The organism is Achromobacter sp. MUI-25009338 (assembly GCF_057359325.1).
This window is the reverse complement of record NZ_CM170627.1, coordinates 1,459,863-1,475,405: the sequence shown is the minus strand read 5'-3', so window position 1 is coordinate 1,475,405 and position 15,543 is coordinate 1,459,863. Positions and strand designations below refer to the sequence as shown.

Annotated in this window: 18 protein-coding genes; 4 read left to right on the top strand and 14 right to left on the bottom strand. The window is 68.9% G+C overall.

Annotation, left to right across the window (positions count from 1 at the left end):
• Nucleotides 1-36: 36 nt before the first annotated feature.
• The gene (locus tag AC1IQ6_RS07010; RefSeq protein WP_102773622.1) at nt 37-1,059 is read right to left on the bottom strand and encodes an amino acid ABC transporter substrate-binding protein; all 1,023 of its coding nucleotides are present in this window, start codon (nt 1,057-1,059) and stop codon (nt 37-39) included.
• Nucleotides 1,060-1,371: 312 nt separating this feature from the next.
• Here AC1IQ6_RS07010 and AC1IQ6_RS07005 point away from each other — a divergent pair, with 312 nt between their 5' ends.
• From AC1IQ6_RS07005 to AC1IQ6_RS06990, 4 genes are read left to right on the top strand one after another with little or no spacing between them, the layout of a single operon-like run.
• Entirely contained in the window at nt 1,372-2,370 is a 999-nt protein-coding gene (locus AC1IQ6_RS07005; protein WP_209165799.1) for a Bug family tripartite tricarboxylate transporter substrate binding protein, read from the top strand.
• Nucleotides 2,371-2,416: 46 nt separating this feature from the next.
• Nucleotides 2,417-3,097 (top strand): 3-oxoacid CoA-transferase subunit A, encoded by a 681-nt coding sequence (locus AC1IQ6_RS07000; protein ID WP_102773624.1) that lies wholly within the window; start codon nt 2,417-2,419, stop codon nt 3,095-3,097.
• A gap of 10 nt (nt 3,098-3,107) precedes the next feature.
• Nucleotides 3,108-3,749 (top strand): 3-oxoacid CoA-transferase subunit B, encoded by a 642-nt coding sequence (locus AC1IQ6_RS06995; RefSeq protein ID WP_102773625.1) that lies wholly within the window; start codon nt 3,108-3,110, stop codon nt 3,747-3,749.
• Nucleotides 3,749-4,576: an IclR family transcriptional regulator domain-containing protein gene (locus tag AC1IQ6_RS06990; protein WP_102773626.1), complete on the top strand. Its 828-nt coding sequence runs from the start codon at nt 3,749-3,751 to the stop codon at nt 4,574-4,576. Before AC1IQ6_RS06995 ends, AC1IQ6_RS06990 begins: the two co-directional genes overlap by 1 nt.
• A 182-nt stretch (nt 4,577-4,758) precedes the next feature.
• Here AC1IQ6_RS06990 and AC1IQ6_RS06985 read toward each other — a convergent pair whose 3' ends face one another.
• The 13 genes from AC1IQ6_RS06985 to AC1IQ6_RS06925 all read right to left on the bottom strand — a co-directional run bounded on the left by AC1IQ6_RS06985 (nt 4,759) and on the right by AC1IQ6_RS06925 (nt 15,520).
• A complete protein-coding gene (locus AC1IQ6_RS06985; RefSeq protein ID WP_485866050.1) occupies nt 4,759-5,808 on the bottom strand; it encodes an L-threonylcarbamoyladenylate synthase in 1,050 nt (349 codons plus the stop codon).
• 8 nt (nt 5,809-5,816) lie between these two features.
• Complete coding sequence (locus AC1IQ6_RS06980) at nt 5,817-7,007, bottom strand: 5-(carboxyamino)imidazole ribonucleotide synthase (RefSeq protein WP_111825626.1); 1,191 nt, start codon at nt 7,005-7,007, stop codon at nt 5,817-5,819.
• Nucleotides 7,008-7,012: 5 nt separating this feature from the next.
• Entirely contained in the window at nt 7,013-7,528 is a 516-nt protein-coding gene (gene purE, locus AC1IQ6_RS06975) for a 5-(carboxyamino)imidazole ribonucleotide mutase (RefSeq protein WP_485866049.1), read from the bottom strand.
• 74 nt (nt 7,529-7,602) lie between these two features.
• On the bottom strand, nt 7,603-8,175 hold the full coding sequence (locus AC1IQ6_RS06970; RefSeq protein ID WP_485866048.1) for a disulfide bond formation protein B: 573 nt from the start codon (nt 8,173-8,175) through the stop codon (nt 7,603-7,605).
• A 10-nt stretch (nt 8,176-8,185) separates the two neighbouring features.
• Complete coding sequence (locus AC1IQ6_RS06965) at nt 8,186-8,344, bottom strand: DUF5993 family protein (RefSeq protein WP_219929589.1); 159 nt, start codon at nt 8,342-8,344, stop codon at nt 8,186-8,188.
• A gap of 67 nt (nt 8,345-8,411) precedes the next feature.
• Entirely contained in the window at nt 8,412-8,900 is a 489-nt protein-coding gene (gene hpaR / locus AC1IQ6_RS06960; RefSeq protein WP_111825628.1) for a homoprotocatechuate degradation operon regulator HpaR, read from the bottom strand.
• Between the two features lie 80 nt (nt 8,901-8,980).
• Entirely contained in the window at nt 8,981-9,811 is an 831-nt protein-coding gene (locus AC1IQ6_RS06955; protein ID WP_209165844.1) for an aldolase/citrate lyase family protein, read from the bottom strand.
• A 2-nt stretch (nt 9,812-9,813) separates the two neighbouring features.
• Nucleotides 9,814-10,650 carry a 2-oxo-hept-4-ene-1,7-dioate hydratase gene (gene hpaH, locus AC1IQ6_RS06950; protein ID WP_102773632.1) on the bottom strand — a complete coding sequence of 279 codons (837 nt, stop codon included), beginning with the start codon at nt 10,648-10,650 and terminating at the stop codon, nt 9,814-9,816.
• Between the two features lie 3 nt (nt 10,651-10,653).
• Nucleotides 10,654-11,094: a 5-carboxymethyl-2-hydroxymuconate Delta-isomerase gene (locus AC1IQ6_RS06945; protein WP_111825631.1), complete on the bottom strand. Its 441-nt coding sequence runs from the start codon at nt 11,092-11,094 to the stop codon at nt 10,654-10,656.
• A gap of 4 nt (nt 11,095-11,098) precedes the next feature.
• A complete protein-coding gene (hpaD, locus tag AC1IQ6_RS06940; RefSeq protein ID WP_102773634.1) occupies nt 11,099-12,016 on the bottom strand; it encodes a 3,4-dihydroxyphenylacetate 2,3-dioxygenase in 918 nt (305 codons plus the stop codon).
• Between the two features lie 27 nt (nt 12,017-12,043).
• Nucleotides 12,044-13,018, bottom strand: a complete 975-nt coding sequence (locus tag AC1IQ6_RS06935) for a tripartite tricarboxylate transporter substrate binding protein (protein WP_102773635.1) — start codon at nt 13,016-13,018, stop codon at nt 12,044-12,046.
• Between the two features lie 38 nt (nt 13,019-13,056).
• Nucleotides 13,057-14,514, bottom strand: a complete 1,458-nt coding sequence (gene hpaE, locus AC1IQ6_RS06930; RefSeq protein WP_485866047.1) for a 5-carboxymethyl-2-hydroxymuconate semialdehyde dehydrogenase — start codon at nt 14,512-14,514, stop codon at nt 13,057-13,059.
• A gap of 28 nt (nt 14,515-14,542) precedes the next feature.
• Nucleotides 14,543-15,520, bottom strand: coding sequence for a Bug family tripartite tricarboxylate transporter substrate binding protein (locus AC1IQ6_RS06925; protein WP_485866046.1), 978 nt, complete (start codon nt 15,518-15,520; stop codon nt 14,543-14,545).
• Nucleotides 15,521-15,543 lie beyond the last annotated feature (23 nt).

Here is a 15,543-nt window from a genome sequence, read left to right as displayed (position 1 = left end):
ACGGCCGCGCGGGGCGGCCGTCCATGCACATTCCGGTCAGCGGATCGGCCAGGGATACATGGCGCCGCCCTTGCTCCACAGGGCGTTGGTGCCGCGCTCCAGGCCGAGCTTGCTGCCCTTGCCTACGTTGCGTTCGAAGATCTCGCCGTAGTTGCCCACCGCCTTGATGGCGTTGTAGGCCCATTTTTCATCCAGGCCCATGTTCTTGCCGGCGCCCGGCGTCACGCCCAGGATGCGCGAAACGTTGGGGTTCTTGCTCTTGAGCATTTCGTCCACGTTCTTCTGCGTGATGCCGTATTCCTCGGCTTCCATCAGGGCGAACAGGGTCCAGCGCACGATGCCGAGCCAGTTCTCGTCGCCCTGGCGCACCATCGGGCCCAGCGGCTCCTTGGAGAAGCGCTCCGGCAGGATTTCATAGTCGTCGGGGTTGGCGACCTGGGTGGCGCGCACGGCGGCCAGCTGCGAGGAGTCGTCGGTGAAGGCGTCGCAACGTCCCGATTCGAATGCCCGCACGACTTCGGTGACCTTGTCGATCACGACCGGCTTGAATTCGATGTTGTTGGCGCGGAACCAGTCGGCCAGGTTGAGTTCGGTGGTGGTGCCGGGCTGCACGCAGACCGTGGCGCCGTTGAGTTCCTTGGCGCTCTTGACCCCGAGTTTCTTGTTCACCAGGATGCCCTGGCCGTCGTAGAAGCTGGCGGCCACGGCCGACAGGCCCAGCGAGGTATCGCGGGTCTGGGTCAGCGTGACGGTGCGCAGCAGCACGTCGACCTCGCCCGATTGCAGCGCGGTGAAGCGCTGCTGGGTCGACAGCGCCGTGCCCTTGAATTTGGTCGAATCACCGAACACGGCCGCGGCCACCGCGCGGCAGATGTCCACGTCCAGGCCTTCCCATTCGCCCTTGCTGTTGGTCGCCGAAAAGCCCGACACGCCGTCGGTCAGGCCGCACTGCACGAATCCTTTTTTCTTCACCGCATCCAGCGTGGGACCCGCCACCGCCGCCTGGGATGCGCAAGCCAGGGCGAGCGCGCCGGCAGCAAACAAGATGGACCGCTTCATTTTGCCTCTCCTGAGATGGACGCCGTGCCTGCCTGCGGGCGCGGCCGCGGCGCAAACCGAGCCAGATTAAGCGATGTCCACGGTGCGAACAACGGAACGCATCCTAGTGGAAACCCGGGGTCCGCGCCCCACGGGCCCGGCGTTTACAGGCTGTCCGGTGATCGAACTTTATCGGCCCGCGCGGCGTCTCGGCGGCCCGCGCTTGCATGCAATACTTTTTTCGCGCCGCGGCCGATCGCCGCGGCGCGCCACAAGAAAAGGCGCGCCACATGCGCCCCCCAGTCCGCCGATTCATGGAGGAGACAAAGTTCCATGGCCCTTGCAAGCAACGCGCGGCTACGCCGCCATACCCTCAAGACCCTGATGTGCGCCGCCCTGGCCGCCGCCGGCCTGGCGGCCGGCCCGGCGCAGGCGGCCGACGACTGGCCCAGCAAGCCCATCAAGATCATCGTGCCCTACACGCCGGGCGGCTCGACCGACATCGTGACCCGCATCGTGATGGAAAAGCTGGGCCCGCGCCTGAACCAGACCATCGTGGTCGAGAACCGGCCCGGGGCCAACAGCAGCCTGGGCTCGGCCATCGCCGCCAAGGCCGAGCCGGACGGCTATACCTTCCTGTCCATGCTGCCGGCCTACATCATCAATTTCCACCTGTACAAGCTGAACTACGGCCCGGCCGACCTGACGCCCGTGGTGCAGATGGCGGACCTGCCGCTGTTCCTGTTCGTGGCCCAGGACGTGCCGGCCAAGAGCGTGGCGGAGCTGGTGGAGTACGCCCGCAAGAATCCGGACAAGCTCACCTACGCCTCCAGCGGCAATGGCTCCAGCGCGCACCTGACCGGCGCCGATTTCGCGTTGCAGAGCAAGATCACCATGACCCACGTGGCCTACAAGGGCAGCGCCCCCATCCTGGCCGACCTGCTGGCCGGACGCGTGTCCATGGTGTTCGACCCCATTCTGGTGCCGATGCAGTACGTCAAGCAGAACCGCCTGAAGGCGCTGGCCTTCACGGGCAAGGAGCGCTGGCCGACCGAGCCCGGCGTCCCCACCATGGAAGAAGCCGGCCTGCCCGGTTTCGTGACCGGCTCCTGGGCCGGGCTGATGGCGCCCGCCAACACGCCCAAGCCCATCATCGAGCGCATGGCGCGCGAGATCAGCGAGATCGTCAAGGAGCCCGACGTCAGGCAGAAATTCCTGGACGCGGGCTTCCTGCCCGTGGGCGGCACCACCGAGCAGTTCGCGGCCCTGATGAAGAAGGACTCGGAACGCTACGCCGAGATCATCAAGCAGGCGCACATCACCGTGAACTAAAGGCGGCGGGCGCGCCCGCCGCGCCCTGCCCCGACGGGAGTTCTCCATGATCGACAAGTTCTACGACAGCCCCGAGGCGGCGGTCTCGGACATCCATGACGGCGCCACGGTGCTGATCGGCGGCTTCGGCGGAGCCGGCATGCCGACCGAACTGATCCATGCGCTGATCGCGCAGGGCGCGCGCGAGCTGACCGTGGTCAGCAACAACGCCGGCAACCACGAAACCGGCCTGGCCGCGCTGATCAAGGCCGGCCGCGTGCGCAAGGTGATCTGTTCGTTTCCCAAGGCCTCGCATTCCTGGGTCTTCGACGATCTGTACCGCCAGGGCCGCATCGAACTGGAATGCGTGCCGCAGGGCACCATCGCCGAACGCCTGCGCGCGGCCGGCGCCGGCCTGGGCGGCTTCTACACGCCCACGGCCTACGGCACCGAACTGGCGCGCGGCAAGGAGACGCGCATCATCAACGGCCGCGGCCACGTGTTCGAGGAACCGCTGCACGGCGACTTCGCCCTGGTCAAGGCCGACCGCGCCGACCGCTGGGGCAACCTGACCTACAACAAGAGCGCGCGCAACTTCGGTCCGGTGATGTGCATGGCGGCGCGCACCGCCATCGTGCAGGTGCGCGCCAAGGCGGCGCTGGGCGAGCTGCCGCCGGAAGCCGTGGTCACGCCCGGCATCTTCGTCAAGCGCGTGACGCAGGTGGCCGACGCCGCCTTCTCGAGCTGAAGGAGTCCGCATGTTCCAACCCCTGAGCCGCGAGGCCATGGCGCGCCGCCTGGCCCGCGACATTCCCGAAGGCAGCTATGTGAACCTGGGTATCGGCATGCCGGTGCTGGTGGCCGCGCACCTGCCGCCCGGCCGCGAAATCGTGCTGCACAGCGAGAACGGCATCCTGGGCATGGGCCCGCCGCCGGCCGAGGGCGAGGCCGACCTGGACCTGATCAACGCCGGCAAGCAGCCGGTGACGCTGCTGGCCGGCGGCTCGTACTTCCATCACGCGGATTCGTTCGCGATGATGCGCGGCGGCCATCTGGACATCTGCGTCATGGGCGGCATGCAGGTGGCGGCCAACGGCGACCTGGCCAACTGGTCGCTCGGCCGCCCGGGCGAGCCGCCCGCGGTGGGCGGCGCGATGGACCTGGCGGTGGGCGCGCGCAGCGTCTACATCATGATGGAGCACACCACCAAGAGCGGCGAGCCCAAGATCGTCGAACGCTGCACCTATCCGCTGACCGGCGCGGGCGTGGTGGACCGCATCTACACCGACCTCGCGGTCATCGACGTCACGCCCGAGGGGCTGCGGGTCCGGGATATGATCGACGGCATGACCCTGAAAACGCTGCAGGAACGCACCGGCGCGCCGCTGCGCGCAGACTGATGCCGCCCAACCTGCCCCCTCCCGGTTACGCCGCGCCGCTGGCGGCGGAGGATCACCCCGACCTGCTGCGTGGCGATCCGGACTACATGCTGACGCTGGCGCGCGGCCTGCACGTGATCCGCGCCTTCGGCACGCGCCGCCAGCCGCAGACCGCGGCCGAACTGAGCCGCCGCGCCGGCCTGCCCCGCGCCGTGGTGCAGCGCTGCCTGCATACGCTGACCCTGCTGGGCATGGCCGAGCAGCACGGCCGGCTCTATGTGCTTACGCCGCGCATCCTCGGGTTGGGCTATGCCTATTTCTCATCCACGCCCTTCGTCTCGCTGGCCCAGCCGGTGCTGGAGGAACTGAGCGCCACGGTCAACGAAACCTGCGCGCTGGCCATCATGGAAGGCCACGAGATGCTGTACCTCGCGCGCTCCGAGGTCCATCGCCTGCTGGCCACGTCGATGGGGCTGGGCAGCCGGCTGCCGGCCTATTGCACCTCCATCGGCCGCGTGCTGCTGGCGCAATTGCCGCCGCCCGCGCTGGCCCGCTACTTCGCGGCGACCGAACTGCAGCCCTATACCGAATTCACCGTGGTGTCGGAGGACCGGCTGCGCGCCGAACTCGCGCGCATCCGCGAACAGGACTATGCCGTCGTCGACCAGGAACTGGAACTGAACGTGCGCGCCATCTCGGTGCCCGTGCGCTCGGCCAGCGGCAAGGCCTGCGGCGCGGTCAACGTCAGCGTCAAGGCCGCCAGGGTGCCGCTGCAACGGCTGACCGAGGAGTTCCTGCCGCCGCTGCGCCAGGCGGTGGAGCGGATCGGGGAGTTTCTGGCGGCGTGATGGGTTTCGCGCGTTCGATGTCCGGTTTTTCTTCAGGTTTTCTCGCGCTGCACCCATCCTACGTTCGACCGATTGCATCGAACCGTCGAACGTAGGATGGGTGCAGCGCGAGAGTCCTTGAGCAAGAACTCATATCTCCAACGCGCGAAACCCATCAGACGACGCCAGCCGCCCCTGAACCATCACAAATCCGTCGTATCCAGCGTGAACGCCGCGGCCGCGCGCCCGATGCGGTCGTTGACGGCGTGCCAGGCTTCGGTGGCGGGCGGGGCCTGCACGATGATGCGGGCATAGCCCTGTTGGTCCAGGTCGCGCAGCAGGCCGTAGAGGGCCTGGGCATAGCGCGCCGGGTCGGCGGGCACGGACTGCCATTGCACCCGGGGGTCCAGCGCGGCGGGCGGTTCGCCATAGGCGACGGCGACCACGCGCCCGGCCGGCAGGTCGCGGCCCTGGATCACGTCGCGCAGACGGGCGTCGGACGCCAGTTCCAGCGCCGTGCGCGGCGCGTAGTGGGCCTTGAGCGTGCCCGAGGCGCGCGGCGCGGCCGCGTCCGGGGCGGACACCTGCACGCCCAGCACCGCTTCGATCTGGGCGGCGCTGATGTGGCCCGGGCGCAGCAGCACGGGGCCGGCGCCGCGGTCCAGGCGCGACAGGTCGAGTATGGTGGATTCGATGCCGACGTCCGAGGCGCCGCCTTCGAGCACCGGCATGCCGGCGGCCACTTCCTCGGGGAATTCGCTGCGCACGTGCTCGGCGCGCGTGGGCGAGACCTGGCCGAACTTGTTGGCCGAGGGCGCGGCCACGCCGCCCTGCCCGTTCGGCTTGCCGGCCGCGAAGGCCGCCAGCAGCGCCTGCGCCACCGGATGCGAGGGGCAGCGGATGCCGATGCTGTCCTGGCCGCCGCTGACGGTGTCGGCGATGTGCGCGGCGCGCTTGAGGATCAGGGTCAGGGGACCGGGCCAGAACGCGTCGATCAGCAGGCGCGCTTCCGGCGGCACTTCGGCCGCCCAATAAGACACGTCGCCTTGCGGCGCGATGTGCACGATGACCGGATGGTTGGACGGGCGGCCCTTGGCCGCGTAGATCCGCGCCACCGCCTGCGCGTTCTCGGCGTCCGCTCCCAGGCCGTAGACGGTCTCGGTGGGAAAGGCGACCAGGCCGCCTTCGAGCAGGCGGCGGGCGGCCAGGGCGATCTCCGCGTCGCCGGCGCAGGCAGTGGGCAAGGCGTTCATGGCGTCGCTTATTCCGGAGCCTGCATGCCCAGCGCCGCCGCCACGCGGGCGGCGTCGTCGCGGGCCTGCTGCAAGGTGGGCGCCACGATGTTGATGTGGCCCATCTTGCGGCCGCGGCGCGCTTCGCGCTTGCCGTACAGGTGCAGCTTGGCGGTGGGCACGGCCAGCGCGGCGGCCCAGTCGGGCTCGCGCTGCGTGGTGGCGGTGGCCGACGGATACCAGATGTCGCCCAGGATGTTCAGCATGACCGCGGGCGCCAGCAGGTCGGTGCCGCCCAGCGGCAGGCCGGCCATGGCGCGCGCCTGCTGCTCGAACTGGCTGGTGAGGCAGGCGTCCATGGTGTAGTGGCCGCTGTTGTGCGGGCGCGGCGCGATTTCGTTGACGATCAGGCTGCCGTCCTGGAGCACGAAGAATTCCACACACAGCACGCCGTGGTAGCCCAGGCCCTGCGCGATGGCCTGCGCCGCCTCGGTGGCGCGGGCCTGGCGTTCGGCATGGGCCGCGTCCTGCTGGACCGGTGCGGCGGTGGAGACCGCCAGGATGCCGTCGCGGTGCACGTTGCGCGCCACCGGAAACACCATGCTGGCGCCGTCGAAGCCGCGCGCCAGGACCACCGAGATCTCGTAGTCCAGCGGCATCAGCGCTTCCAGCACGCAGGCCACGCCGCCGAATTCGGCGAAGGCGGCCAGCGCCTCGTCGCGCGTGGCGATGCGGGCCTGGCCCTTGCCGTCATAGCCCAGCCGGGCCACCTTGAGGATGCCCGGGAACAGGCTGTCCGGCGCGGCGCGCAGATCGGCTTCGCTGCGGATGGCGGCGTGCGGCGCCACGGCGATGCCCTGGGCGGCGATGAAGGTTTTTTCGGCAATGCGGTCCTGCACGATGGCCACGGCGTCGCCGGCCGGGCTGACGCGGCAGCGGGTGGCCAGCGTGCGCAGGCTGTCGGCCGGCACGTTCTCGAATTCGGTGGTCACGGCCTGACAGGTGGCGGCCAGGCGGGCCAGGCCGTCCTCGTCGTCGTAGGCGGCCTGGATGTGCAGGTCGGCCACCATGCCGGCCGGGCACTCGGCGGCGGGGTCCAGCACCGCGACCTTGTAGCCCAGGCTTTGCGCCGCGTGGCAGAACATGCGGCCCAGCTGGCCGCCTCCCAGCAGACCCAGCCAGCCGCCGGGGGCAATCGTGTAAGCAGTGGATAGCGTCATTCTGATCAGGCCTCGGGCGGAACCTTCATGGCGCGCGCGGCCTCGGTCTGGCGGGCGCGGAACGCCACCAGCTTCTGGTGCAGGCCGGCGTCGGTAGCGGCCAGGGTGGCGATGACGTGCAGCGCCGCGTTGGCGGCGCCGGCTTCGCCGATGGCGAAGGTGGCCACCGGCACGCCCTTGGGCATCTGCACGATGGACAGCAGCGAGTCTTCGCCGCGCAGGTACTTGGACGGCACCGGCACGCCGAACACCGGCACTTCGGTCAGCGCCGCCATCATGCCCGGCAGGTGCGCCGCGCCGCCGGCGCCGGCGATGATGCCGCGCAGCCCGCGGCCGTGGGCGGCGGCGCCGTACTCGGCCATGTCCTGGGGCATGCGGTGCGCGGAAATCACGCGCGCCTCGCAGGGCACGCCGAAGTCCTCCAGCATGGCGACCGCGTGTTTCATGACCTCCCAATCGCTGGAAGAACCCATAATCACGCCCACCACGGGGGTGGCCTCTGCGGAAGTCTTGGCTGTCATATCCGGTGTCTGAAAGTTGAGACCGCGGCGCCAGGGCCGCGAAACCGGCTATTTTACCCGGCCGCGACCAGACGCTAGCGGGGCGAGCCGGAATCCAGCAACAGATAGGTGGTGGGGTCGTCCGGGCAGGGTCCGAAGCCGCATTCCAGCGTGGTGGCCCCGACGTTGGCCAGCACCGCGATGAAGAACAGGGCCATGACCACGATGCCGATGGCCGGCAGCGGCTTTTTCAGCATGCTGTCGCCCCACTTGCGGTCCACCGACAGCATCACCGCGCAGAACACGATGATGGCCACGAAGGCGATGAAGGCCCAGGTGTAGAAATGCAGGCCCATGAAGGGCTCGCCGTAGCCCGGGTCGCCCGGCATGATGTGCAGCAGCACCTGGCGGCCCGAGGCCAGCATGCCGCCCAGCGCGCCGGCGATGCTCATCGCGTAGTGCATCGGCGACGGGCCCAGGCGCAGGTTCAGCAGAAAACCCACGCCAGCCATGACCAGGGCCACGCGCTGCAACAGGCACAGCGGACACGGCAGCTCGCCATAGGCGAACTGCCAGAAAAAGGCCACGCCCAGCACGCCGGTGACGCCCAGCAGGGCCAGGCCGTTCAGGATGCGCGAGCCGCGCGCGGGATTGAGGGAGAAGATCATGCGCCCGCCCTCAGAACGACAGCGCCAGCGGGCTGGTCATGTGGTACTGGCACCAGGCGGCGTAGATCGCGAGGGTGAGCAGCCAGAAGGTCACGCAGGGGCGGCGCTTTCCTAGCATCCCGAACCACACTGCGACCAGGCCGGTCAGGAAAGGCAGCATCATTACCATACGTAGCGCTCCTGTCTGGGTCGCGGTGAAGTATAGCGTAACAATGCGCAATAAATGTTATCGGAATTCAGACCGAATCCGGTCCGTCACTCGGCACGCCCAGGCGGCCCACCACGCGCTCCAGCACCTGGTACAGCAGCTCCACGTCTTCGGCGCCCACCAGGTTCTCGATTTCCGCGTAGGTGGATTCCGAATGCGGCGCGATCTCGGCCACGATCATGCAGCCCGCCTCCGTCAGGCCGAACTCCGCGCCGCGCAGGTCGTCGTTCAGGCGGCTCCTGTGTATCAGTTCCTTGGCCTCCAGCGTCTTCAACAGGCGCGACAGGCTGGGCATGCTGATGAAGGTCATCTGCGCCATTTCCATGGGCCGCAGGCTGCGTCCGGCCGCCGACATGGCGCGCAGCACCCGCCACTGCTGCTCCGTCAGTCCGTGCTCGCGCAGCATGGGGCGAAAGCGCACCATGACCGACTCGCGGGCCTGGAGCAAGGCCATCGGCAGGGAGCGGGAAAACGAGCGCAGGGGTCGGGATGCGGCGGGGGTCTGGGGTTCTGTCATGGCAATGGCGCAAGGGAGCGCCAAATTGTATACAAGCGGACCATGACATGGGTCCGGGCGGCCGGGCGGCGCGATTCCGGTCAATACGCGCCCCCCTGCGGCGCCGGCTGCGCGCGCTTGTAGCGGCCGGCCAGGGCGCTGGTGGCCTGCACCAGCAGGCGGGTATCCAGGCCCACGGCCACGAAGCTGCAGCCCAGATCCAGGTAATGGCGGGCCTGCGCTTCGTCGGCGGTCAGGATGCCGGCGGCCTTGCCGGCCCGCTGGATGCGCGCGATCGCGTCGCCGATCGCGGCCTGCACCTCGGCATGGCCGGGATCGCCCACGTGGCCCATGGCCGCGGACAGGTCGGCCGGGCCGATGAACACGCCGTCCACGCCATCGGTCGCGGCAATGGCGTCCAGGTTCCGCAAGCCTTCGAGCGTCTCCACCTGCACCAGCACGCAGACCTGGGCGTTGGCTTCGTGGTAGTAGGCCGCGCGGCGCCCCCAGGCCGACGCGCGCGCGCCGCCCATGCCGCGTATGCCGCCCTGGCCGTCGTTCTGCGGGTAGCGCGCCGCGCGCACGATGCGCGCGGCCTGCTGCGCCGTGTCGACCATGGGCACCAGCAGCGTCTGCGCGCCCACGTCCAGGTACTGCTTGATCAGCATTTCGCCGACCTCGCCGTGCCCCATGGGCACGCGGGCGATGGGATGGACGCCGGGATAGGCGGCGATGGCCTGCAGCTGCGACAGCAGGGTCAGCGTGTCGTTAGGGCCGTGCTCGCCGTCGATCAGCAGCCAGTCGAAACCGGCGCCGGCGCAGATCTCCGCCGAGTACGGGCTGCCCAGGCCCAGCCACAGCCCGATCTGGGCCTGTTTCTGCGCGATGGCCGCCTTGAAGCGGTTGACGGGGGTTTGGGTTGGCGTGGTCATCGTCATGCTTTCATCCTGAAGCGCAGCGCGCCCAGCGGGCCGTAGTCGGCTTCGAACAGGTCGCCGGGCCGGGCGGCCACCGGCCGCGTGAACGATCCCGCCAGCACGAGCTGGCCGGGCTGCAGCGATTCGCCCCAGGGCGCCAGCTTGTTGGCCAGCCAGGCCACGCCGATCGCCGGATGGCCCTGCACGCCGGCGGCCAGGCCGGTTTCCTCCACCGCGCCGTTCTGGCGCAGCACGGCGCCGCACCAGGGCAGGTCCAGCGAGGCCGGCGCGGCGCGGCGCGCGCCGACCACGATACCGGCATTGGCCGCGTTATCGCTGATGGTGTCGTACACCTTGCGCATCGCCTTGGTGTGGCGGTCGAACTGCTCGATGCGCGCATCGATGATCTCGATGGCCGGCGTCACATATTCGGTGGCGGCCAGCACGTCGTCCAGCGTCACTTCCTTGCCGCCGGGCAGGCCGGGGCCGGCCAGCGGCGCCTTGAGCACGAAGGCCAGCTCCACTTCCACGCGCGGGGCGATGAAGTTGCCGAACGGAATGTCCAGCACCTGCCCTTCGGTGCAGGTGTAGAGCATGGAGTCCAGCAGCGTGCCGTAATCGGGCTCGTCGATCTGGCTGGCGATCTGCATGGCGCGCGAGGTCAGGCCGATCTTGTGGCCGATGACCTTGCGGCCTGCGGCGGTCTGCATGCGCACCCATTCGCGCGACACGCGGTAGCCGTCCTCGACCGTCATGTCGGGAAAGCGCTTGGAGAAATGTTCGATCTGCTGGCGCGATTTCTGGCTCTGGTCGAGTTCCTGCGCGAGCCGGGTCAGGAGTTCTGCGGAAAACATGGATTATTTCTTCGTAAACAAGGGATGCAGGGTGCTGTGCTTGGCGTCGTAGACCTGGCCCGGCGCTTCGTCGACCTGCACCGTCAGGCCCAGGTGCTTGCGCGGATCGGAGAACAGCGGCGCCAGGTGCTTTCGGGCGCTGCCCGCGATCGCGTCGCCGGCGGCCTGCCTGACGGCGTCGGAGCGGCCCGCGCCCATGCGCAGGTTGACGTAGACGAAACCGTAGTCGCCGTCGCCGCCGGCGGCCCGGCCCGCGGCGCCGCCGTCGGCCACGGCGTAATGCGGCGCCGGATAGGCGTAGACGCGCGTGCCGCCGGTGGGAAAGACCTGGCTGCCGTCTTCGGCGCGCACGGTGAGCATGGCGTCGGCGACGGCCCGGCACAGGCCGCCCATGTCGGCCTGCGCTTCGAGGTTGCCGGTATAGAGGATGACGACGTGAGGCATGGCGTCAGAGCCTCCCCGCCGGCGCGGCGCCGGCCGTGGCCTGCGCCGCGGGAATGGCGGCGCCGTCCTGCGGCGTCACCGGAAAGACCGCGTTGACCTGCCCCGTGCCCGAGGCTGCGAAGTACGGCGTGACGAGGTCGGCCCGGCCGTCGTAGTCCGACCAGCCCAGCGCGCCCAGCAGCATGGCCGTGTCGTGCATGAAGCCTTCGCCGTGGCCCTTGGCCGCGTACTCGGGCAGCATGCCGCAGAAGGCCTTCCATTCGCCGGCCTGCCACATGCGCAGCACTTCGCGGTCCAGCTGTTCCAGGAACGGACTCCAGATCCTGAACGCGAAATCGGGCGCCTGCCCGTTCTGCGCGAAGCGGTGCGAAAGCGAGCCGCTGGCCAGGACGGCCACCGTGCCGTCGTACTTGTCCTCGATGGCGCGCCGGATCGCCCAGCCCAGGCGGGCGCTGTCGTTCAGGTAATGGACCGTGCACATGGCGGAGACCGAGACCACCTTGAACTGCCGGTCCGCGTTCATGTAGCGCATGGGCACCAGCGTTCCGTACTCGGGATCGAGCGTGGTGGCGTCGTGCGCCAGCGTCTCCACGCCGAACGCGTTGGCCGTCTCGGCCAGCAGCTTGCCCAGCGCCGGGTTGCCGGGAAACTCGAAGCCCATGTTGCTGATGAAGTGCGGCAGCTCGTTGCTGGTGTACAGGCCCTTGAAATTCGGCGCGCAGTTGATGTGGTAGCCGGCGTTGACCAGCCAGTGCGTGTCGAACACCACGATGGTGTCGACGCCGGCCTCGCGGCAGCGCCGGCCGATCTCCGTCAGGCCGTCGATGGCGTCCTGGCGCGTGCCCTTGCGCGGGCCGTCCTGTTCGCTCAGATAGATGGATGGAACATGCGTGACCTTGGCTGCGAGTGCTAGCTTACCCATGATGGTTCCCTTGAAAACGATGGCGCGTCAGCCCGTGGTGATGTTGGCGCGCCGTATGATCTCACCGTATTTGCCGATCTCGCTGTGGACGAACTGCTCGAACTGCGCCACCGAGCCGGCCCGCGAGACCACGCCGCTCTTGGCGAAAACCTCCACCACGCCGGGCGCGGCCAGCGCCTTGTTGACTTCGGCGTTGACGCGCTGGACCACGGCGTCGGGCGTGCCCGCCGGCGCCAGCAGCCCCTGCCAGGAGTTGGACTCCAGGTCCACGCCCTGCTCGGCCAGCGTCGGCACGTCGGGCGCGAAGCGCGAACGCTGGCGCGTGGCCATGCCCAGGGCGACCAGCTTGCCGCTTTCGACGTGGCTGCGGAATTCCGACCAGTTGCCGAACATCACGCTGACCTGCCCGCCCAGCAGGTCGGTAAGCGCCGGGCCCTGGCCCTTGTAGGGCACGTGCACCATGTCCACGCCCATCATCTGGCACAGCAGCGCGCCGGCCAGGTGCGCCGAGGTGCCGTTGCCGAACGAGGCGTAGGTCAGCGTGTCGGGCTTGGCCAGCGCCGCCTGCTTGAGGTCGGCCAGAGTCTTCAGGCCGCTGGACGGATGGGTGGCCAGCACGTGCTCGGACAGGCCCATCAGCGCCACGGGCTGCAGATCCTTGTCGGTGTCGTAGGGCAGTTTCTTGACCAGCGTCTTGTTGGCCGTGAAGCTGTTGGCCACGCAGACGAAGGTGTAGCCGTCGGCCGGCTGCTTGGCCACGTAGTCCACGCCGATCACCGTGCCCGCGCCGGGCTTGTTTTCCACGACGACGCTCTGGCCCAGCTGCTTGCCCAGCTCGGCGCCGATCAGGCGCGCCACCATGTCGGTGGTGCCGCCCGGCGGAAACGGCACGACGACGCGCAGGGGCCTGGCCGGCCAGTCGCCGGACTGGGCGCGGCCCGGCCCGGCGGTAGCGGCCAGCGCGGCGGCGGAACAAAGCTGCAGAAAGTGGCGGCGTTGCATGGTTGTCTCCTTTATCGTGCTATCGGGATTTCAGACGCTCACGCGCCCCAGTGCGGAATAGGGTGCGAGCCGGTGGCGACGGCCACGTTCTTCGGTTCACAGAACACTTCGTAGCTCCAGGTGCCGCCTTCGCGGCCGGTGCCCGAGGCCTTGGTGCCGCCGAAAGGCTGGCGCAGGTCGCGCACGTTCTGGCTGTTGACGAAGCACATGCCGGCCTCGATGGCCGCGGCCACGCGGTGCGCACGGCCGACGTTCTCGGTCCAGACATAGCTGGACAGGCCATAGGCGGTGTCGTTGGCGATGCGGATGGCGTCGGCCTCGTCCTTGAACGGAATCACGCAGGCGACCGGCCCGAAGATCTCGTCCTGGGCGATTTTCATGCGGTTGTCCACGTCGGCGAAGACGGTGGGCGCGACGAAGTTGCCGTGCCTGACGCGGTCGGGCACCGCCGGGGCGTCCAGGCCGCCGCACAGCATGGAGGCGCCCTCTTTCTGCCCGAGTTCGATATAGCTGCGCACCTTGGCCAGGTGGCCGCGGGAAATCATGGGGCCGATGATGGTCTGCTCGTCCAGCGGATCGCCCACGCTCACGCGCCGGGCGCGGGCCACGAACTTCTCGACGAAGCCGGCGTAGACGCCCTGCTGCACCAGGATGCGGCTGCCGGCGGTGCAGCGCTCGCCGTTGTTGGAGAAGATCATGAACACGGCGGCGTCCAGCGCGCGGTCCAGGTCGGCGTCGTCGAAGATCACGAAGGGGCTCTTGCCGCCCAGCTCCATGCTGTATTTCTTCAGGCCGGCGGCCTGCACGATGCGATTGCCCGTGGCGGTCGAGCCGGTGAACGAAATGGCGCGCACGCCCGGATGCACGCACAGCGGCTCGCCCGCTTCCTTGCCGTAGCCGTGCACCACGTTGAGCACGCCGGCCGGGATGCCGGCTTCCAGCGCCAGCTCGCCCAGGCGCGCCGCGGTCAGCGGCGAAAGCTCGCTCATCTTGAGCACCGCGGTATTGCCGAAAGCCAGGCAGGGCGCGACCTTCCAGGTGGACGTCATGAACGGCACGTTCCACGGCGAGATCAGCGCGCACACGCCCACCGGATGGAACAGCGTGTAGTTCAGGTGCGTGGACGTGGGATAGGTGTGGCCGTCCACCCGCGTGCACATCTCGGCGAAGTAATGGAAGTTGTCGGCCGCGCGCGGCACCAGCTGCTTGCCGGTCTGGCTGATCGTCTGGCCGGTGTCGTTGGTCTCGGTCTGCGAGATCTCCGGCACGTGCCGGGTGATCAGCTCGCCCAGCTTGTGCATGAGCCTGGCGCGCTCGGCCGCGGGCCTGGCCGCCCAGGCGGGAAAGGCTTCCTGCGCGGCCCGCACGGCGGCGTCGACTTCGGCCTCGCCGCCGGCGGCGACTTCCGCCAGCACGTCCTGGGTGGCGGGATTGACGGTTTCGAAATAATTCTTGCCGGCAACGATCTTGCCGTTGATCAGGTGATCGATTTTCATGGCTTCTCTTGCGTGATACGGGCGATATTCAATCCAGACTGATATTGCGGCTCTTGATGAGCGCGCGCCATTTCTGCCTTTCGTCCGCGACGTAGGCGTTCATGTCCGCGGCGTTGGTGGGACGCGCTTCCCAGCCGGCGTCGTAGAGTTTCTGGCGCACGTCGGCATCGCCCATGGCCTTCTGCAATTCGGCGCTCAGGCGTTCCTGCACGTCGCGCGGCGTGGCCGCGGGCACGGCCAGGCCCTGCCAGGTATAGGCTTCGACGCCGGCAAAGCCCAGCTCTTTCGCCGTGGGCACGTCGGGAAGCTGCGGGATGCGCTCGGCCGACATGGCCAGCAGCGGCACGACCTTGCCGGATTTCACCGCGCTGACGCCGCTGGGCAGGTCCAGCATCATCAGCGGCACCTGCCCGCCCATCAGGTCGCGCAGCGCCTGGGCGCCGCCCTTGTAGGGCACGTGCAGCACCGATACCTGGGCCTCGCGCTGGAACAGTTCCAGCGCCAGGTGGTGCGGACTGCCGACGCCGGCGGTGGCGATGCCGTACTTGCCCGGCGCGCCCTTGAGCGCGGCCAGCAGGCTCTTGGCGTCGGTAAAGCCGGAATTGGGCGCCGCGGTGATGACCAGCGGCGAGCGGCCCATCATGCCCAGCAGCGCGAAATCCCTTTGCGGCTCGTAGTTGAGCTGCTTGTAGAGCGCGCTGTTGTAGATCAGCACGCCGTTGTCGGCCGACAGCACGGTGTAGCCGTCGCCGGGCGCGCGCGCCACGAATTCCGAGGCGATGATGGCGCCCGCGCCGGGGCGGTTTTCCACCACCACGGGCTGGCCCAGCTGCCGCGACAGCTGCGCGCCGGTGGTGCGCGCCAGGAAGTCGGTGCCGCCGCCCGCGGGGTAGCCCACTACCCAGCGCAGGGGCTGATTGGGATAGTTCTGGGCTGACGCGCCGAAACCGGTCAGCGAGGTGGCCGCGGCCAGCATGGCGGCGGCAAGACGGATATTGCAGCGCATGGCGCTTTCTCCTGGATGTCGTT

Coding starts and splice junctions, on each gene's coding strand:
- AC1IQ6_RS06990 (WP_102773626.1), top strand. CDS start 3,749: ATGCCGCCCAACCTGCCCCCTCCCGGTTACGCCGCGCCGCTGGCGGCG.
- AC1IQ6_RS06970 (WP_485866048.1), bottom strand. CDS start 8,175: ATGATCTTCTCCCTCAATCCCGCGCGCGGCTCGCGCATCCTGAACGGC.
- purE (WP_485866049.1), bottom strand. CDS start 7,528: ATGACAGCCAAGACTTCCGCAGAGGCCACCCCCGTGGTGGGCGTGATT.
- AC1IQ6_RS06985 (WP_485866050.1), bottom strand. CDS start 5,808: ATGAACGCCTTGCCCACTGCCTGCGCCGGCGACGCGGAGATCGCCCTG.
- hpaR (WP_111825628.1), bottom strand. CDS start 8,900: ATGACAGAACCCCAGACCCCCGCCGCATCCCGACCCCTGCGCTCGTTT.
- AC1IQ6_RS07000 (WP_102773624.1), top strand. CDS start 2,417: ATGATCGACAAGTTCTACGACAGCCCCGAGGCGGCGGTCTCGGACATC.
- hpaE (WP_485866047.1), bottom strand. CDS start 14,514: ATGAAAATCGATCACCTGATCAACGGCAAGATCGTTGCCGGCAAGAAT.
- hpaH (WP_102773632.1), bottom strand. CDS start 10,650: ATGTTTTCCGCAGAACTCCTGACCCGGCTCGCGCAGGAACTCGACCAG.
- AC1IQ6_RS06995 (WP_102773625.1), top strand. CDS start 3,108: ATGTTCCAACCCCTGAGCCGCGAGGCCATGGCGCGCCGCCTGGCCCGC.
- AC1IQ6_RS06945 (WP_111825631.1), bottom strand. CDS start 11,094: ATGCCTCACGTCGTCATCCTCTATACCGGCAACCTCGAAGCGCAGGCC.
- AC1IQ6_RS07005 (WP_209165799.1), top strand. CDS start 1,372: ATGGCCCTTGCAAGCAACGCGCGGCTACGCCGCCATACCCTCAAGACC.
- AC1IQ6_RS06965 (WP_219929589.1), bottom strand. CDS start 8,344: ATGGTAATGATGCTGCCTTTCCTGACCGGCCTGGTCGCAGTGTGGTTC.
- AC1IQ6_RS06925 (WP_485866046.1), bottom strand. CDS start 15,520: ATGCGCTGCAATATCCGTCTTGCCGCCGCCATGCTGGCCGCGGCCACC.
- AC1IQ6_RS06935 (WP_102773635.1), bottom strand. CDS start 13,018: ATGCAACGCCGCCACTTTCTGCAGCTTTGTTCCGCCGCCGCGCTGGCC.
- hpaD (WP_102773634.1), bottom strand. CDS start 12,016: ATGGGTAAGCTAGCACTCGCAGCCAAGGTCACGCATGTTCCATCCATC.
- AC1IQ6_RS07010 (WP_102773622.1), bottom strand. CDS start 1,059: ATGAAGCGGTCCATCTTGTTTGCTGCCGGCGCGCTCGCCCTGGCTTGC.
- AC1IQ6_RS06980 (WP_111825626.1), bottom strand. CDS start 7,007: ATGACGCTATCCACTGCTTACACGATTGCCCCCGGCGGCTGGCTGGGT.
- AC1IQ6_RS06955 (WP_209165844.1), bottom strand. CDS start 9,811: ATGACCACGCCAACCCAAACCCCCGTCAACCGCTTCAAGGCGGCCATC.